General features: G+C 69.7%; 14 protein-coding genes. All 14 read right to left on the bottom strand.

Annotated features, from left to right (window positions below; translation table 11 throughout):
- Positions 1–18: 18 nt before the first annotated feature.
- The gene (moeB, locus tag HMPREF0058_RS10130) at positions 19–1,254 is read right to left on the bottom strand and encodes a molybdopterin-synthase adenylyltransferase MoeB (protein WP_006549700.1); all 1,236 of its coding nucleotides are present in this window, start codon (positions 1,252–1,254) and stop codon (positions 19–21) included.
- Positions 1,251–2,912 carry a glucose-6-phosphate isomerase gene (gene pgi / locus HMPREF0058_RS10125; RefSeq protein ID WP_006549699.1) on the bottom strand — a complete coding sequence of 554 codons (1,662 nt, stop codon included), beginning with the start codon at positions 2,910–2,912 and terminating at the stop codon, positions 1,251–1,253. Before pgi ends, moeB begins: the two co-directional genes overlap by 4 nt.
- Before the next feature lie 59 nt (positions 2,913–2,971).
- Positions 2,972–5,134 (bottom strand): bifunctional cytidylate kinase/GTPase Der, encoded by a 2,163-nt coding sequence (der, locus tag HMPREF0058_RS10120; protein ID WP_006549698.1) that lies wholly within the window; start codon positions 5,132–5,134, stop codon positions 2,972–2,974.
- A gap of 83 nt (positions 5,135–5,217) precedes the next feature.
- Positions 5,218–6,396 carry a prephenate dehydrogenase gene (locus tag HMPREF0058_RS10115; protein ID WP_006549697.1) on the bottom strand — a complete coding sequence of 393 codons (1,179 nt, stop codon included), beginning with the start codon at positions 6,394–6,396 and terminating at the stop codon, positions 5,218–5,220.
- Positions 6,393–7,370 (bottom strand): pseudouridine synthase, encoded by a 978-nt coding sequence (locus HMPREF0058_RS10110; protein ID WP_006549696.1) that lies wholly within the window; start codon positions 7,368–7,370, stop codon positions 6,393–6,395. Before HMPREF0058_RS10110 ends, HMPREF0058_RS10115 begins: the two co-directional genes overlap by 4 nt.
- On the bottom strand, positions 7,367–7,987 hold the full coding sequence (scpB, locus tag HMPREF0058_RS10105; RefSeq protein WP_006549695.1) for an SMC-Scp complex subunit ScpB: 621 nt from the start codon (positions 7,985–7,987) through the stop codon (positions 7,367–7,369). Before scpB ends, HMPREF0058_RS10110 begins: the two co-directional genes overlap by 4 nt.
- Positions 7,984–8,844 carry a segregation and condensation protein A gene (locus tag HMPREF0058_RS10100; RefSeq protein WP_006549694.1) on the bottom strand — a complete coding sequence of 287 codons (861 nt, stop codon included), beginning with the start codon at positions 8,842–8,844 and terminating at the stop codon, positions 7,984–7,986. The genes scpB and HMPREF0058_RS10100 overlap by 4 nt, the downstream gene beginning before the upstream one ends.
- Positions 8,834–9,727, bottom strand: a complete 894-nt coding sequence (locus HMPREF0058_RS10095) for a ParA family protein (RefSeq protein ID WP_006549693.1) — start codon at positions 9,725–9,727, stop codon at positions 8,834–8,836. The genes HMPREF0058_RS10100 and HMPREF0058_RS10095 overlap by 11 nt, the downstream gene beginning before the upstream one ends.
- Before the next feature lie 20 nt (positions 9,728–9,747).
- Entirely contained in the window at positions 9,748–10,698 is a 951-nt protein-coding gene (xerD, locus tag HMPREF0058_RS10090; protein WP_006549692.1) for a site-specific tyrosine recombinase XerD, read from the bottom strand.
- On the bottom strand, positions 10,682–10,924 hold the full coding sequence (secG, locus tag HMPREF0058_RS10085) for a preprotein translocase subunit SecG (protein ID WP_006549691.1): 243 nt from the start codon (positions 10,922–10,924) through the stop codon (positions 10,682–10,684). Before secG ends, xerD begins: the two co-directional genes overlap by 17 nt.
- Positions 10,925–11,084: 160 nt before the next feature.
- Positions 11,085–11,864 (bottom strand): triose-phosphate isomerase, encoded by a 780-nt coding sequence (gene tpiA, locus HMPREF0058_RS10080; RefSeq protein WP_006549690.1) that lies wholly within the window; start codon positions 11,862–11,864, stop codon positions 11,085–11,087.
- Positions 11,865–11,869: 5 nt separating this feature from the next.
- On the bottom strand, positions 11,870–13,063 hold the full coding sequence (locus HMPREF0058_RS10075; RefSeq protein WP_006549689.1) for a phosphoglycerate kinase: 1,194 nt from the start codon (positions 13,061–13,063) through the stop codon (positions 11,870–11,872).
- Between the two features lie 144 nt (positions 13,064–13,207).
- The gene (gene gap / locus HMPREF0058_RS10070) at positions 13,208–14,215 is read right to left on the bottom strand and encodes a type I glyceraldehyde-3-phosphate dehydrogenase (RefSeq protein WP_006549688.1); all 1,008 of its coding nucleotides are present in this window, start codon (positions 14,213–14,215) and stop codon (positions 13,208–13,210) included.
- A gap of 241 nt (positions 14,216–14,456) precedes the next feature.
- On the bottom strand, positions 14,457–15,020 hold a 564-nt coding region (gene whiA / locus HMPREF0058_RS10065; protein WP_006549687.1), incomplete at its 5' end, for a DNA-binding protein WhiA.

Here is a 15,020-nt window from a genome sequence, read left to right as displayed (position 1 = left end):
CCAGGACGCTAGCGCCGGCTACTCCCCCGCGTGCCAGGCCGCCATCCCGCCCGCCACATTGGTGAGATCTCCGGTGTAGCCGGCCTGCCGGAGCACCTGGATCGCGCGCGCCGAGCGAATGCCCTTGGCACACAGCACGAGGGTCGGCCGCGCCGGCTCAAGCTCGCCCATCCTGCCCGTCACCTCCGCCAACGGGATGTGCAGCGCGCCAGGGAAGGGATCGAGAGCCACCTCGACCGGCTCACGCACGTCAAGGACGGTGAGGTCACGGCCAACGATCTCACCCTCGGCCAGGCGCGCGCGCAGCCGCGACGCGGTGATCTGCTCACCCGCAGACCCCTCCCCCACGATGCTGGGCTGGGCCCCAGTGCCAGGAAGCCCGCAGAAGGCCTCGTAGTCGATCAGCTCGCGCACGCTCGGGTTCTCGCCGCACACCGGACAACCGGGGTTCTTGCGCAGTGGCAGCTGCGCCGTCGTCGCCTGCCAGGCGTTGACCATGAGCATCCGGCCGATGAGCGGGCGCGCCCCTCCCACGATGAGCTTGATCGCCTCGGTCGCCTGCATCGTGCCGATGATGCCCGGCATGACGCCCAGTACCCCGCCCTCGGCGCAGGACGGGACGGAACCGGGGTCGGGCGGCACGGGATGCACGCAGCGGTAGCACGGGCCCTGGCGGGCGTCGAAGACGCTGACCTGCCCGTCAGAACGGAAGACGGCTCCGTGGACGAGCGGCAGCCCCAGCATGACGCAGGCGTCGTTGACGAGGTAGCGCGTGGGGAAGTTGTCTGTGCCGTCCACCACGACGTCCCATCCACGCATGATCTCCAGGGCGTTGTCGCTGCGCAGCAGCGCCCTGTAGGTGACGACCTCGACGTCGGGGTTGAGTGCCTGGACGGCCTGGCGTGCCGACTCGGTCTTGTCCTGGCCCACCCCGGCGGTGGTGTACAGCACCTGGCGCTGGAGGTTGCTCAGCTCGACGACGTCGTCATCCACGATCCCGAGCCGTCCCACCCCGGCTGCGGCGAGGTACAGCGCTGCCGGGGAGGCGAGGGCACCGGCACCGATGAGCAGGACCCGGGCAGCGCGAATGCGCTGCTGGCCCACCACCCCGACCTCAGGAACCAGAGCGTTGCGCGAGTATCGGAGCCTGTCCTCAGCCGTGAGCGGCCGCAGCCGACCATCGGGGATGACGGACTCCCCGAGGTCGGCTGCGGTACGGCCTACGGCCGCGGCGGACTGTGCCTGGGCCCTCACGCGTCGCGTCGCTCGGCGCGGTAGCGGGCAATGAGCTGGCGCGTCGAGGCGTCCTGGGTCGACAAGGCCTGCTCGTCACCGCCCACGGCCGGTGCGATCTCGAGGGCGAGCTTCTTGCCCAGCTCCACGCCCCACTGGTCGAAGGAGTCAATGCCCCACACGATGCCCTCGGTGAAGGTGATGTGCTCGTACAGGGCGATGAGCTGGCCCACCACCGAGGGGGTGAGCGCCGGGGCGAGGATCGACGTCGTCGGACGGTTCCCGGCGAAGACGCGGGCCGGCACGATGGCCTCGGGCGTGCCCTCAGCGCGGACCTCCTCGGCCGTCTTGCCAAAGGCGAGCGCGGCAGTCTGGGCCAGGTAGTTGGCCAGGAACAGCTCGTGGACGTCCTTGTCCCCGTCCTTGGTGGGGTGGGCGGGGTTGGCCACGGCGATGAAGTCAGCCGGGATGAGCTCGGTGCCCTGGTGGATGAGCTGGTAGAAGGCGTGCTGGCCGTTGGTGCCCGGCTCTCCCCAGAAGACCTCGCCGGTCTCGGTGGTCACGGGGCTGCCGTCCCAGCGCACGGACTTGCCGTTGGACTCCATGGTCAGCTGCTGGAGGTAGGCCGGGAAGCGGTGGAGGTACTGGGCGTAGGGCAGCACGGCGTGCGTGGCGGCCTTGAAGAAGTTGCGGTACCACACGTTGAGCAGGCCCATGAGCATGGGGACGTTCTCGGCCGGGGCCTTGGTGGCGAAGTGCTCGTCCACAGTGTGGAAGCCGTCCAGGAACTCGGCAAAGGCCTCGGGGCCCACAGTCACGGCCAGGACCGTGCCGACGGCGGAGTCCACGGAGTAGCGCCCGCCCACCCAGCTCCAGAAGCCGAAGGCGTTGACCGGGTCGATGCCGAAGGCCTCAACCTTCTCCAGCGCCGTGGACACGGCCACGAAGTGCTTGGCGATGGCGCCCTCGGTCGGCACGCCCTTGGCCTGGAGGGCGCCAAGGAACCAGTCGCGGGCCATGCGGGCGTTGGTGAGGGTCTCCAGGGTCGTGAAGGTCTTGGAGGCGATGATGAACAGCGTCGTCTCCGGGTCGAGGTCCTTGACCTTCTCGGCGCAGTCGTTGGGGTCGATGTTGGAGATGAAGCGGGCGCTCAGCCCCTCCTGGACGTAAGGCTTGAGAGCCTCGTAGACCATCACCGGGCCCAGGTCCGAGCCACCGATGCCGATGTTGACCACCGTCTCGATGCGCTTGCCGGTCACTCCGGTCCACTCCCCCGAGCGCACCCGGCGGGCGAAGGCGTAGATCTTCTCCAGCGTCGCGTGGACGTCGGCAACCACGTCCTGACCGTCCACGGTCAGTGAGTCGGTCGCCGGTCGGCGCAGGGCCGTGTGCAGGACCGCGCGGTCCTCGGTGACGTTGATGTGCTCGCCGGCGTACATGGCGTCACGGCGACCGGGCACGTCCACCTGCTCCGCCAGCGCCACGAGGGCGTCACGGACCTCGTCGGTCAGGAGGTTCTTGGACAGGTCGACGAAGAGGTCGCCGAGCTCGTAGGACAGGCGCTCAGCGCGGTCAGGGTCGGAGTCGAACCAGCTGCGCAGGTCGGGCTCCAGCTCCTGGTGCAGCTGAGTGAGGGTCGCCCAGGCGGGCGTGGTCGTGGCATCAACAGGCTTGAGCATGGCCCCAGTCTAGGGCTCGACGGCGCCTGCCTCACCTCTGCCCTGTGGCCGGCGGGCCGTCAGCGGCGCTGACGCTTCTCGCGCACCCGCACCCCGATCTGGATCGGCGAGCCGACGAAGCCGAACTCCTCACGTAGGCGTCGCTCGATGAAACGCCGGTAGCCGGCGTCAAGGAATCCGGTGGTGAAGATCACGATGCGCGGTGGCGCGGTCTGCACCTGGGTGGCGAAGAGGATACGCGGCTGCTTGCCCCCGCGCAGCGGGTGGGGCGTGGCCGCCTGGAGCTCTCCGAGGAAGGCGTTGAGACGACCGGTGGGGATGCGGGTGGTCCAGCCCTCCAGGGCCGCGTCCAGGGCGCGCACGAGCCGGTTGGTGTGCCAGCCGGTGCGGGCGGCGAGGTTGATGTGGGGAGCCCAGGCCACGTGCGCCAGGTCGTGCTCGGTCTCCCAGGTGAGCATCTTCTGACGCTCCTCATCCACCAGGTCCCACTTGTTGTTGACCAGCACCAGAGCGCGTCCGGCGTCGACCACCTGCTGGATGACGCGCACGTCCTGCTCGCTGACGCTCTCCGAGGCGTCCAGGAGCACGACGGCGACCTCGGCCTTCTCAATCGCGCCCTGGGTACGTAGCACGGCGTAGTAGTCCGCGCCCCGCGACTGCTTGACGCGACGACGGATGCCGGCGGTGTCGATGAACAGCCACTGGCGCCCGTCCAGCTCGATGACCTCGTCAACAGGGTCTCGGGTGGTGCCGGCCAGCTCGTTGACCACGACGCGCTGGGAGCCGGCGATGGAGTTGAGCAGGCTCGACTTGCCGACGTTGGGACGGCCCACCAGGGCCACCCGGTTGAGGCTGCCGTGCTCGGGCGAGGGTCCGGCGACGGAGGAGACCTCCGGCAGGATCGCCATGGCGGCGTCAAGCACCTCACCTGAGCCACGCCCGTGGAGGGCGGAGACGGGGTAGGGCTCGCCCAGGCCCAGGTTCCACAGCGCCGCGGCGTCGCCCTCCTGGGCGGCGGAGTCGACCTTGTTGGCGGCCAGGACAACCGGCTTGCCCGAGCGGCGCAGCATCTTGACCACGCTGGCGTCGGTGGCCGTGATGCCGACCTGCGCGTCGACGACGAGGATGACGGCGTCAGCCAGCTCGACGGCGACCTCAGCCTGCGTGGCCACGGCCTGGTCGAGCCCCTTGACGTCCAGCTCCCAGCCGCCGGTGTCCACGATCGTGAAGCGGCGTCCAGCCCACTCCGCCGGGTAGGACACTCGGTCACGGGTCACGCCCGGGGTGTCCTGGACGACGGCGACGCGGCGGCCGAGCACGCGGTTGACGAGCGTGGACTTGCCGACGTTGGGACGACCCACGACGGCGAGCACCGGCAGCCCGGCATCGAGCCCGCCGTCGGCCTCAGGCACCTCTTGCGCCTCCAGCAGCGCCCGGTCCTCCTCGTCCAGCTCGTAGTCCTCCAGCCCGGCACGCAGCGCCGCGGCCCGCAGGTCCTCCTCAGCGTCCCTGGCCGCAGCCTCGTCCAGGGCCTGCTCAATGAGGTCGACCACGTGCTCCACGGACTGCTCAAGCGTCATGTCGCTGGTGTCGACCAGCGTCACGCCCTCGGGCGCGGTGAGGAACTGGGAGACGGTGGCATCGTCGCGGTCGCGGCGCACCACCTGGTCCCGCAGAGCCGCGGCGTCCACCGCCTTGCCGGCCGCCTCCAGGTCTGCGGCCCGGCGAGCCAGACGCGCCTCCTCGCTGGCGGTCACCAGCAGACGGACCTGCGCCTGCGGAGCAATGACGGTCGTGACGTCACGACCCTCGGCCACGATCCCGGCGCCGCCGGAGAAGGAGGAAGCGTCGCCGAGGGACTCGGCGTGGATGATCTCGCGCTGGAGGCGCGCCAGCTCGGCGCGCACGGACAGGTTGGTCGCCACGGTGGAGACCACCTGCGAGATATGCGGCTCGCGAATCGCCTGGCTGATGTCCACCCCGTCGCACACGACGGTGGGAGCCTGCGGGTCAAGGCCCATATCCAGGGGCATCGTCTCCACAGCAGCGGTCACCGCCTCAGGATCAGCCAGGTCCACGCCGCTGCGCTCACACCACCAGGCAGCAGCGCGGTACATGGCGCCGGTGTCCAGGTACGCCAGCCCCAGATGGGCAGCCACGCGCTTGGAGACGGTCGACTTACCCGACCCGCTCGGTCCGTCGATAGCGACGACGATTCCCATCCCTGCCTCCTTCACCCCGCCCGGCGCTGCAGGCCTGGGCGGTTGCGGTCATAGTCCGGAGCAAGACTGCCACGAAGGCGTGGCTAGAGCCGAACGACCCGCCAGCCGCCCTCCTCCAGGGTCTCCTCCAGCGGCTGTGCTGCCGCAGGCGAGACGGAGAGCATGGCGATACCGGCTGACTGTCCGGCCGAGTGCTCCATGGCGAAGTCCTCGATATTGACTCCGGCGGCGCCGACGTCGGAGAAGAGCCTGCCGAGCGACCCGGCGGTATCGGGAACGAGGACCTGGACCTCGGCGTAGCGCCGCGGCGCTCCGCCGTGCTTGCCAGGGATCCGCGCCTGGCCGGTGTTCCCTCGTCCCATGACGTCCGTGATGGCGCCCACGGCGCCCGGAGCGATGGTCTGCGCCCGCCCAGCGGCGGTGTAGTCGGGCGAGGCCGGGTCGACGGCGGCTGGAGCGATCCCGCCGATGAGCGTGTCCAGGTCCTCGCGCAGTGCCCGCAGAAGCCCCACGACGGGCCCGGCGTTGCCCACGAGGATGGCTGACCACAGCCGGGGGTCGGAGGCGGCGATGCGCGTGGTGTCGCGCAGTCCCTGCCCGGCCAGTGCCAGCGCCGACTCAGGTAGCTCCTCCAGTCGGGCGGCCAGCAGGGAGGAGACCAGCTGAGGCACGTGACTGACCGCGGCGACAGCCTCGTCATGCTCCGCCGCCGCCATGCGCAGCGGGGTCGCACCGACGTCGACGGCGAGGTTGCGCACGACGAGCTCGGCCTGGGGCGTGGCACCATCGGGCACGATGACCCAGGGACGGCCCACGAAGAGGTCGCAGTCCGCGGCGCCTGCTCCCGAGCGCTCGCGCCCGGCCATGGGGTGACTGCCCACGTAGCGGCGCACCTCCTGCCCCGCGTGCGCGCGGACCTCAGCCACCACCCGCTGCTTGACGCTGGCGACGTCGGTGACCACGGCCTCGGGGAAGGCCGACAGCTGCGCGAGTACCACGCTGGCAGCGACGTCGGGCGGCGTAGCCACGACGACGAGCTGGGGCGCCTCATCGCCGTCGCTACGCACACGGCCGGCACCCATGTCCCGGGCCAGCGCGAGCGAGGTGGGGCTCGTGTCAGACAGCTGGACCGCGACCCCGGAGGCGGACAGTGCCAGGGCGAGCGAGGTGCCCAGCAGCCCTGTGCCCACCACGAGCACGGGCCCCTGCGTGGCGACCGTGCCGTGAGGGTTGGTCGGTGGCGTCGTCGGTGCGCTGCTCATAGCCCGACCTCCTGCTGGAGGGCCGTGATCTCCTCGCCGGTCAGCCGTCGCATCTGCCCGGGGCGCAGGCCCCCGATGCCCAGCGGTCCGAGCTTCGTGCGGGCCAGACGCGTCACCGGGTGGCCGACGGCGTCCAGCATGCGGCGCACGATCCGGTTCTTGCCCGAGTGCAGCGTGATCTCCACGATCGAACCGGAGGGGCCGGCGTCCTTGACCACGACGCGGTCAGCCTGGGCCAGGCCGTCGTCCAGCTCGATACCACGCCTCAGCTTGCGCGGCACCCAGCCCTCCACCTGGCCCTCGACGATGGCGACGTAGGTCTTGGAGATCTCGAAGCTGGGATGCATGAGGCGGTGGGCCAGGTCGCCGTCATTCGACAGCAGCAGCAGGCCCTCGGTCTCGGTGTCGAGCCGGCCGACGTGGACCAGGCGGACGGACTCGGGGTGCTCGAGCTCTGTGCGGTGCTCACTGATGAACTGCTCAGCCAGGTCCGCCACCGTGGGGCGGCCCTGAGGATCCTCCATCGTTGTCACCACACCGGCGGGCTTGTGGAGCAGGACCGTGATGACGTCGGGGTCGGTCAGCACCCGCGAACCGTCCACGCGGATCTCCTGGCGGCTGGGGTCCACACGCACACCAGGCTCAGTGACCACGACGCCGTCCACGCTCACGCGCCCGGCCGCAATGATCTCCTCGCACGCACGGCGCGAGGCCACGCCTGCGTGGGCCAGCACCTTCTGCAGGCGCTCGCCGGTGGCCACGTACGGGTCGTCGGCTCCCCCACGTCCGGCTCGCTCGCGCTCGGCCACGATCCGGGCCTCCTCGTCCTCGTCGAGGGCCTCAGCGTCGAAGGCCGCCAGGAGCTCAGCATCCTCCTCCTCGTTCAGCTCCTCGACGTCGTCGGCGTCATAGAACTCCTCGCCGCCCAGCTCGCCCAGCGGCACCTGTACGGCGGGGTAGGTCTCGTGGCTCATCGGTTGCTCCTCTCGGCAGCCTCGTCCTCGATCTCGGCCAGGGCGGTGGTGTCTGGAAGGTAGGGGGCCAGGGGTGCCAGCTCGTCGAGGGAGTCGATACCCAGGTACTCCAGGAACTGCGTGGTGGTGCGGTACAGCAGGGCCCCGGAGGGCTCGGAGCCGGCCTCCTCGATGAGACCGCGCGCGTGCAGCGTGCGCACCACGCCGTCGACGTTAACCCCTCGGATCGCGGCTACCCGACCGCGCGTGACGGGTTGGCGGTAGGCAATGACGGCCAGGGTCTCCAGCGCGGCCTGGGAGAGCCGAGAGGTGGCCCCGCCGATGACGAAGCGCTGGACGAGGTCGTCAAACTGCACGGCTGAGGCCAGCCGCCAGCCCCCGGCGCCCCGGCGCACGACGAAGCCGCGTGCGGGCAGACCCACCTGCTCACCGGCGTACTCGCGAGCCAAGGAGTCAAGGACCGCCTCAGCCTGCGCCTCCTCCACGCCAAGCACCTGCGCCAGACCCGCGGCGGTGACCGGCTCATCGGCCACGATGAGGATCGCCTCGGTGGCCGCGCGCAGCTGGGGCTGTGGTACGGCGGAGATCTCGCCCTGGTGGGCGCCCGGTGCGCTCATGCGAACTCCTCCTCAACGTCTGTGGCCATGATGCCAGCCAAGGAGCCTGACTCGCCGGTCCAGGTCACGGTGATCTCCTCCATCGCCTCGTGCTGGGCCAGGTCCACGCTGCCCTCGCGGTGGAGGATGAGCAGGGCGAGGAAGCGGGCGACGACGACGGCCGTGCGGTCAGTGTCCTGGGTCAGCTCGGTGAAGGTCAGGCGGCCGTGGACCCGCAGCCGTAGGGCGATGAGGTTCATCTGCTCACCCACCGGCACCCGCTCGTGCAGGTGGACGGTCTGGACACCGGGATCGGCCGGTCGGGAGAAGGCCGCGGCAGCCAGGCGCGCCAGGTCCTGCGGGCTCAGGGAGCCCACGAGCCGGGGCAGGAGCGCCGCCAGCTGCGGCGGCAGGCCGACCACCCGTGGGTGGCAGCGCGCCACCTGCTCGGCCTGGACACGGAAGGCCGCAGCCGCCTCCTTGTAGGCGCGGTACTGCAGCAGGCGGGCGAAGAGCAGGTCCCGGGCCTCCAGGAGCTCCAGGTCCTCGCTGTCAGGCTCGTCCCCCTCGTGCGGAAGGAGCCGGTAGGCCTTGAGCGCCAGCAGCGTGGAGGCGACCACGAGGAACTCACTGGCGTGCCCCAGGTCCCAGTCGCTGCGCATATGGGCGATGAACTCGTCCGTCACCTCGGCCAGCGCCAGCTCAGTGACGTCCAGGCGCTTACGGGCGATGAGGGTGAGCAGGAGGTCAAAGGGCCCCTCGAACTGGGGCAGGGCGACGTTGAAGCCGGGCACGCGGGCCGGAGCGGAGGCCTCGCCGCCCACCGCCTCCTTGCCGGCGGGTGCGGGCCAGCCGCCACCCTGGTGCTCAGGCGACATCGCCCCGGGCGATGACCTCTCGTGCCAGTCGCCGGTAGGCCTCCGCCCCGGCGTGGGTGGGAGCGTAGCTCGTGATCGGCTCAGCGGCGACGGAGGCGTCGGGGAACTTGATGGTGCGCCGGATCTGGGTGTCGAAGAGCTGGTCCCCGAAGGCCTCGACCAGACGCTCGAGCACCTCACGCGAGTGCAGGGTGCGCGGGTCGACCATCGTGGCCAGGATCCCGTCGACCTGGAGACGCGGGTTGAGGCGGTCACGGACCCGGTCGACGGTCTCAATGAGCAGCGCCACCCCGCGCAGGGCGAAGAACTCGGTCTCCAGCGGGATGATGACGCCGTGGGACGCGGTCAGCGCGTTGATCGTCAGCAGGCCGAGCGAGGGCTGGCAGTCCACGAGGATGACGTCGTACTCGTCGAGGACCGGGCGCAGCACGCGAGCCAGCGCCTGCTCACGCGCCACCTCGCCGACCAGCTGGACCTCAGCCGCCGACAGGTCGATATTGGCCGGGACGATGTCCAGGCCCGGGGTCGAGGTGTGGTGGATGACCGGGCGCACGTCCGGGCGGGCGGCCACGAGCAGGTCGTAGATCGTCGTGTCCAGCTCATGGGCGTTGATCCCCAGTCCCGCGCTGGCCGCGCCCTGGGGGTCGAAGTCGACGATGAGGACCCGGCGACCGTACTCGGCCAGCGCGGCACCGAGGTTGATGGTCGTCGTCGTCTTGCCGACGCCGCCCTTCTGGTTGCACATCGAGATGACGCGGGCCGGCCCGTGCGTGGTCAGCGGTGCCGGCTGCGCAAAGACCTTGTCCTCAGCCTGCGGGGTCTCAGGCAGGTCAATAAGCCCGGGCTGGCTGCGCTGTCCGTGTCGCTGGTCGGAGTCACTCACGGGGCACACCTTATCCGAGATCAGCCGCGGGCACGGGGGTGGCTCGTGGCATAGACCTCACGCAGGTGCTCCACCGTGACCTTGGTGTAGATCTGTGTGGTGGTCACCGAGGCGTGGCCGAGCATCTCCTGGACCACCCGCACATCGGCGCCGCCGGCCAGAAGGTGCGTGGCGAAGGAATGGCGCAGCGTGTGCGGCGAGACGTGCTTGTCAGCTCCCAGGCCCGCCCGCGCGCTGGCCTGGCGCAGTACGCCCCAGGCGGACTGGCGCGAGAGGGGGCGTCCAAGGGTGTTGAGGAAGACCTCCGGCACGCCCCGGCCCTTGGCCGCCAGGACGGGCCGTGCCTGGACGAGGTAGGCGTCCAGCGCGTCCCAGGCATACTGGCCCACCGGCACGATGCGTTCCTTGCGGCCCTTGCCAAACAGCCGGATGCAGCCTGACTCCCGGTCGAGGTCATCGATGACCAGGCCGACCGCCTCGGAGATACGCGCCCCCGTGGCGTAGAGCAGCTCCAGCAGCGCCCGGTCCCTCAGGCTGCGGGGTGAGTCATCAGTGCTGGCGGCCTCCAGCAGCGCCTGGACCTCCTCGACTGACAGGGCCTTGGGCAGGCGCCGGCCCACCTGCGGAGGATGGACCGCGGCCGACGGGTCGACGTCGGTGTTGCCCTCATCGAGCAGGAACTTGTGCCAGCCGCGCACCGCCGTCACCGTCCGGGAGGCCGACGACGCAGCGAGAGCCCGGCCGCCGTCGTCACCGGTGCGAATCGCCTCCAGGAAGGCGGCTACGTCCGCCTCCGTGACGGCTGCGAGATCCTGGACTCCCCGCGCGAGCAGGAAGCGGCAGTAGCGCGTGAGGTCACGCTCGTAGGCCGCCAGCGTGTTGGGGCTCAGCCCACGCTCGACGCGCAGGTGGGCCAGGTAGCCACGACGCGCCCGCTCCAGCGCAACCGGCAGCTCAGCCGAACTTGACAACGAGCCCCAGGCCCACGATCGCCAGGGCCCACACGATCGCCACGCCGACGGTGATGCGGTTGAGGTTACGCTCAGCCACACCGGAGGTGCCGGCGGAGGAGGTGATGCCACCGCCGAACATATCCGACAGGCCACCTCCCTTGCCCTTGTGCATGAGGATGGTCATGATGAGGAAGAAGCTGGAGAGAACGAGGAGCACCTCGAGAGCAATCTTCAGGATGTCCATGCGTCTTTCCTTCGCTGTGTGTGGGCCGTGCCGGGCGGTCAAGAACCGCGCCAGTGCCTGACCATACCTGATGAACGGGCCGAGGCCCTGTCACCTTCCTCAGAAGATGACAGGGCCTCGGTCACTCTCGGTGTGAGGTAGACCTCGCCACGGGGCCGGCTCAGGCGTAGAAGCTCGCCATGGCGGCGAAGGAGTCGGCCTTGAGCGAGGCGCCACCGACGAGCGCGCCGTCGACGTCGGCCTGGGCCATGAGCTCCTTGATGTTGCCCGGCTTGGCCGAGCCACCGTAGAGCACGCGCGTAGCCTCAGCGGTCGCGTCACCGTAGTCGGCGCGCAGAGCCTGACGGATAGCGCCGCAGACCTCCTGGGCGTCCTCGGCGGTCGCGGTCTCGCCGGTGCCGATGGCCCAGATGGGCTCGTAGGCGATGACGATCTTGGCGACGTCCTCGGCGCTCCAGCCCTCCAGGGCGGCACGGATCTGGCCGAGCACGAACTCGACGTGGGTGCCAGCCTTGCGGATCTCCAGAGCCTCGCCGCAGCACAGGATCGGGGTCATTCCGGCATCGAGCACCTTGCGAGCCTTGGCGCCCACCAGGGCGTCGGACTCGTTGTGGTACTCGCGGCGCTCGGAGTGGCCCATGACCACGTAGCTGCAGCCCAGCTTGGTGAGCATGGCGGTGGAGATCTCACCGGTGTAGGCGCCGTTGTCATGGATGGACACGTCCTGAGCGCCGTACGTGATGTCTAGGCCGTCGGCCTCGACGATGGTCTGGACCGTGCGGATGTCGGTGAAGGGAGGGATGACCAGGACCTCGCACTTGGCGAAGTCGTGGTCAGAGTCCTTCAGTTCCATGGCCAGGCCCTGGACAAGGTGGTTGGCCTCGAGGTGGTCGAGGTTCATCTTCCAGTTGCCCGCCATCAGCGGGGTGCGGTTGCTCATCTGTATCAGCCTTCCAGGACGGAGATGCCGGGCAGGGTCTTGCCCTCGAGGAGCTCGAGGGAGGCGCCGCCACCGGTGGAGATGTGGGAGAAGGTGGACTCGTCGAAGCCGAGCGTGCGCACGGCGGCGGCGGAGTCGCCACCACCGATGACGCTGAAGGCCTCAGAGTCGGAGATCGCCTGGGCCACGGCCTTAGTGCCGGCAGCGAAGGCGGGGAACTCGAAGACGCCCATGGGGCCGTTCCACACCACGGTCTTGGAGGTGGCGATGGCCTCGGCGTACAGAGCCTGGGTCTTGGGACCGATGTCCAGGCCCATCTGCTCGGCCGGGATGGAGTCGGCGTCGACGACGGTCGCCGGTGCGTCGGCCTTGAACTCGGGGGCGACGACGACGTCGACCGGGACGAGGAGCTCGACGCCCTTGTCCTTGGCGGTGGCCAGGTAGCCCTTGACCGTGTCGATCTGGTCCTTCTCCAGCAGCGAGGTGCCCACCTCGTAGCCCTGGGCCGCCAGGAAGGTGAAGGCCATGCCGCCACCGATGAGCAGGCGGTCGGCCTTGCCCAGCAGGTTGGCGATGACGCCCAGCTTGTCGGAGACCTTGGAGCCACCCAGCACCACGGTGTAGGGGCGCTCAGGGTCGTTGACGGCCTTGGACAGGGACTCGATCTCCTTGCCCACGAGCAGGCCGGCGGCGGCCGGCAGGATCTGGGCGACGTCGTAGACGGAGGCCTGCTTACGGTGGACCACGCCGAAGCCGTCGGAGACGAAGACGTCAGCCAGCGAGGCGAGCTCCTTGGCGAAGGCCTGACGCTCAACGTCGTCCTTTGAGGTCTCGGCGGCGTTGAAGCGGACGTTCTCCAGCAGGACGATCTCGCCGTCGGCCAGGCCGGCCACGGCGGCCTTGGCGGACTCGCCCACGGTATCCTCGGCCAGCGTCACCTTGACACCGGTGACCTCAGCCAGGCGCTTGGCCACAGGGGCCAGGGAGAAGTCGGGGTTGACCTGCCCCTTGGGGCGGCCCAGGTGCGCCACGATGATGACCTTGGCGCCGGCCTCCAGGAGGGTCTTGAGGGTGGGCAGGGCGGCCTGGATACGGCCGTCGTCGGTGATGTTCTTCTCAGCGTCGAGCGGGACGTTGAAGTCGGAGCGGACCAGGACGCGCTTGCCGCGCAGGTCGCCCAGGGACTCGATGGTCTTCATGAGGCCTCTTTCTGTCAGTGGGGTGGGGCGGGCTGCGGCGTACCAGGGCACGCCCGCGGCCCAAAGGAGCCCTGGCGAGGCGACGCCCGCGCACGCAGTGGCGTGCGCGGGCGTCGTCGTCAGGTGCTCATTGCGAGCGGTACGTCAGGCCAGCTTGGAGGAGACCAGGGAGGTCAGGCGCACCAGGGCGTTGGAGTAGCCCCACTCGTTGTCGTACCAGGAGACGACCTTGACCTGGTCGCCGATGATCTTCGTCAGCTTGGAGTCGAAGATCGAGGTGTGGGAGTCGTGGACGATGTCGGTGGAGACGAGGTCCTCCTCCGAGTACTCCAGAACACCCTTGAGCTCGCCCTCAGCGGCAGCCTTCATAGCGGCGTTAATCTCCTCAGCGGTGACCGGCTTGGAGGGCTTGAAGGTCAGGTCGACGACGGAGCCGGTGGGAACCGGGACGCGCATAGCGTAGCCGTCGAGCTTGCCCTTGAGCTGCGGGAGGACCAGGGACACGGCGCGGGCGGCACCGGTGGAGGTCGGGACGATGTTGAGGGCAGCGGCGCGGGCGCGACGCAGGTCCTTGTGCGGGGCGTCGTGCAGGCGCTGGTCACCGGTGTAGGCGTGGACCGTCACCATGAGGCCGGACTCGATGCCGAAGTTCTCGTCGAGAACCTTGGCGAAGGGGGCCAGGCAGTTGGTGGTGCACGAGGCGTTCGAGATGATGTTGTGCTTCGCCGGGTCGTAGTCCTTGTCGTTGACACCCATGACGAAGGTGGCGTCCTCGTTCTTCGCCGGAGCGGAGATGATGACCTTCTTGGCGCCGCCGTCCACGTGGGCCTTGGCCTTGGTGGCGTCGGTGAAGAAGCCGGTGGACTCGATGACGATGTCCACGCCCAGCTCGCCCCAGGGCAGCTCGGCGGGGTCGCGGTGAGCCAGCACGCGGATGGCCTTGCCGTCGACGATGATGTTCTCCTCGTCGTAGGAGACCTCAGCGTTCAGACGACCCATGACGGAGTCAAACTTGAGGAGGTGGGCGAGAGTCTTGATGTCGGTGAGGTCGTTGACGGCGACGATCTCGAAGTCGACTCCCTGCTCCAGAGCGGCGCGGAAGAAGTTGCGGCCGATGCGGCCGAAGCCGTTGATACCAACGCGGGTGGTCACTTTGTGTCCTCCTAGTGCGCCGGTCGGGCGCACGTCTTCGTAACTGTATGCACACAGTGTGTGCACCGAGGCACGAGAGCCGAGCCCTTCGTGTCCGGCACAGGCGAGTCTAGCGGCAGGCGGGCTGCCAGCGCGACCGGCCACCACGCCAAGGGCGAACAGCGCACCCGTGAACCGGCGTCACCAGGTCGGGCGTGACACAGGTCGCGCCTGGCTTCGGGACCGTGGTCCCAGGCCGCGGCTACATATCAAGCATGTCCTGGGTCAGGACGGACTCGGTGTCCGCGATCCCCAGCTCGTGGGCGCGCTTGTCCGCCATCGCCAGCAGGCGCCTGATCCGGCCCGCCACGGCGTCCTTGGTCAGCTGGGGCTCAGAGAGCTGGCCCAGCTCCTCCAGGCTCGCCTGCTTGTGCTCCATGCGCAGCCTGCCGGCCTGGACCAGGTGCTCGGGGACGTCGTCGCCCAGGATCTCGAAGGCACGCTCCACCCGCGCCCCGGAGGCCACGGCCGCACGGGCCGAGCGGCGCAGGTTGGCGTCGTCGAAGTTAGCCAGGCGGTTGGCCGTTCCCCGTGTCTCGCGGCGCGAGCGGCGCTCGCCCCACACACGGTAGGCCTCAACCGCCCCCATCTTCTCCAGCAGCACGCCGATGGCCTCGCCATCGCGCACCACCACGCGGTCGGCGCCGCGCACCTCCCGGGCCTTGGCAGCGATGTCGAAACGTCGCGCGGCCCCCACCAGGGCCAGGGCCGCCTCGGAGCCAGGGCAGGTGATCTCCAGGGAGGAGGAGCGTCCCGGCTCCGTCAG

The organism is Actinomyces urogenitalis DSM 15434, assembly GCF_000159035.1.
In the GTDB taxonomy this organism is placed as follows: Bacteria; Actinomycetota; Actinomycetes; order Actinomycetales; family Actinomycetaceae; genus Actinomyces; species Actinomyces urogenitalis.
Note: the sequence above shows the minus strand (reverse complement) of the source record. Positions and strands in the feature narration are given on the sequence as shown.